Below are 2,752 nucleotides of genomic sequence, written 5' to 3'. Positions count from 1 at the left end.
ACTACGACGGCATCCGCAAAGCTTTCGACGCACTTCCCAACGCCTTGGACCGTGCTCACGACGAGGCGGACGAAATCTTCCCGGAGATCGCAAAAGCTCTTGTGCCCGCTGATCATACCTACGTGCTTGCCGGCGGCCCCAACTACAACGTGGGCTATGGAATGGCGATGTGCTATTTCCTCGAGATGCAGCGCAAGGGTGCTACTGCCTTCAACGCCAACGAGTACTTTCACGGCGCCTTCGAGATCACAGACCGCGACACCCCGATCTTGGTCTTCCGCGGTGAAGATGCCAGCAGCGTCCAGATCGACCGCCTCGAGTCGTTCTTCGCTCGCTACAGCGACAACAACCACATCGTCGACTCGCGGAAGTTCGCCCTCGAGGGCGTGCCAGCCGAGTTGCGAGGAGAAGTCACACCCCTCCTGTTAGCCACCCTTTCAAAGCGTCTCGCTGAGCACCTCGAAGCTGTCTCCGGCAACTCGCTCACCCGTCGTCGTTACATGTTCACGGTGGAGTACTGATGACTGTTCGACTGGTTGGCCTCGGCGACAACGTCGTGGACCGATACGTGGACCTGGGCTTCATGTACCCGGGAGGAAACGCCGTCAACGTGGCCGTCCATGCACGGCGAAGTGGCGCCGAATCCGCTTACGTGGGCGTCATCGGGACCGACGACGAGGGTGACCTCGTTAAATCCAGTTTGCTCTCCGAGGGCGTCAAGACCGATCGAGTTCGCCGGGTCGACGGTGAGACCGCCTTCGCGACGGTCTACACCGACGAAACCGGGAATCGATCGTTCGGCCTCTGCCTCAAGGGAGTGTCGCTCTTCCATCCGGACTCGGACGACCTCGACTATCTCGCCGGGTTCGACATTGTCCACCTCTGCGAGACGATCCGGATGGAGGAGGCGCTGTCCGCCATTGCGACTCGGACCGCCGTCTCATACGATTTCTCGGATCGCGACAACGACTACGCCGCGCCATTGCTTTCCGCGATCACCGTCGCGACTTTCTCCCGATCCGACAGCAGCACGGAGGAAGTGGAGTCGCAGATCGCATGGGCCCACGCACAGGGTGCTCGTTGGGTGATCGTCACTCGGGGCGCACTAGGCGCCGTCATCTCGGACGGCACCCGCATCCACTTCCAGCCGGCAGCGCCGGCGCAGGTCGTCGACACCCTCGGCGCGGGCGACTCATTCATCGCCAGGTTGCTGGTGCGCATCTGGGAGGGTGTCGATCTGCCTGCCGCGGCGGACGAGGCAGCACGGTATTCCGCCGAGGTGTGCGGAATGCCAGGAGGGTTCGGCCACGGGCGGGCCCTGATCGTCGCGAGCGACAACACTGCGCTCGCTCAGTCCACGAACGAAGGATGACCATGACACTTGCATTTCCCACCATCGACGACTACCGAGCACGACTTCAGCGCCTGCAAGCAGCGATCCGAGAAAACGGGTTCGACGCCTTCGCGTTGAGCAGCTTCGACAACCACAGATACCTCGGCGGGGTCGACGGCATCGCGAGCGTTCGCCCAGTCTGGGTGGTTGTGCCTGCCAACGGGGATCCGCGCTTTGTTTCCCCTCGCATCGAAGCGCCTGAGATACGGCAGCAATCCTGGATCCCGGTAGCCGAGGAATGGATCGAATGGGTGGAAGACGGAGTGGCGCGCAGCGCCATCGAAGCTCTGGTGCGCCAACTCGAACCGCTCGGACCCTCCGCACGTATCGGCATCGACTACGACGCGACATCCGCAAGCGCTCTCGAAGCGCTGCGCTCGATCCTTGGGGCCGATCACATCAGCGACGCGGCTCCGATCGTCCGAGAGGTGCGCAAGGTGAAAGACCAGGCGACCATCGACGTCGTCCGGCGCTCGGCCGACATCGCGGTCCACCAGTTCAACGCTTCAGTCGCTCTCGCTGCCCCCGGAGTTCACGAGTGGGAAGTCGTGCGCGCCTCCCGTGATGCAGGCATCGACCGTGCAGCCTTTTGGTGGGACGATGACGTCGAGCATTCCCCCCTAATTCCCGGAATCCACGTTCTCGCGTCCGGGCCAGACCGCTCATCGCGCGCCCACGCGGTCGGCGCCGGAAGAGAGTTGTCGGATGGCGACGTGCTGCAGTTGTGTTACTGCGGCCGTCCGTTCTTCGGGCACGGGATCTGCTTCGACCGACCGGTTCGCATCGGTGGCAAACCGTTTAGCGACGACGTGCTGCGAGTCGTGCGGGCAGCACGTTCCGCCCAGGAGGCGGCGATCGAACTCGTCAGGCCTGGCGTGACCACCGGCGAACTCCACGACGCCGCGATCCGAGCCATCGAAGCAGAAGGAATCACATCCGCCCTCCGGCACCGAACGGGTCGCGGAATCGGTCTCAGCGACCCGGAATGGCCCGAGATCAAGGCGGGCGACCCCACAGTCCTCGAGCCAGGCATGCTCATCGCACTCGAACCCGGCGTCTATGTAGATGGTGTCGCAGGCGCCCGCTTCGGCGACACGTTCCTCGTAACGGACGACGGATACGAAGCCCTGACCCCGCTGGATCTCGGTCGGTCGTTCTAAGTGATCGACGTTCGCGCCCACGCGGGGCCAACGTAAACCACAACCTCCATCGCGAGAGTCGCGAGATTCACATCGATTGCCATAGAAGAAACCGAATGTCGAACAGATCATCGACGGCCACGGTCGTGCCTCCCGCTGCCGCAGTGCGAGATACGCTCAGGCCGATCATCGCGGTCACCTACAGCTCGAAGGAATTCGG

General features: G+C 63.0%; 2 protein-coding genes and 1 pseudogene. All 3 read left to right on the top strand.

The window, feature by feature from the left end; translation table 11 throughout:
- A pseudogene (locus JWQ24_RS27920) lies at positions 1–521 on the top strand (SIS domain-containing protein); the annotation flags it as partial.
- On the top strand, positions 521–1,372 hold the full coding sequence (locus JWQ24_RS27915) for a PfkB family carbohydrate kinase (RefSeq protein WP_299815677.1): 852 nt from the start codon (positions 521–523) through the stop codon (positions 1,370–1,372). The pseudogene JWQ24_RS27920 and the gene JWQ24_RS27915, both read left to right, overlap by 1 nt.
- 2 nt (positions 1,373–1,374) lie before the next feature.
- Positions 1,375–2,553, top strand: coding sequence for a Xaa-Pro peptidase family protein (locus tag JWQ24_RS27910; RefSeq protein ID WP_299815674.1), 1,179 nt, complete (start codon positions 1,375–1,377; stop codon positions 2,551–2,553).
- The last annotated feature ends 199 nt before the right edge of the window (positions 2,554–2,752 follow it).

This window comes from Tardiphaga sp. (assembly GCF_028290495.1).
Lineage (GTDB): Bacteria > Pseudomonadota > Alphaproteobacteria > Rhizobiales > Xanthobacteraceae > Tardiphaga.
The sequence above is the reverse complement of the archived record's forward strand: the minus strand, read 5'-3'. Positions and strand labels throughout refer to the sequence as shown.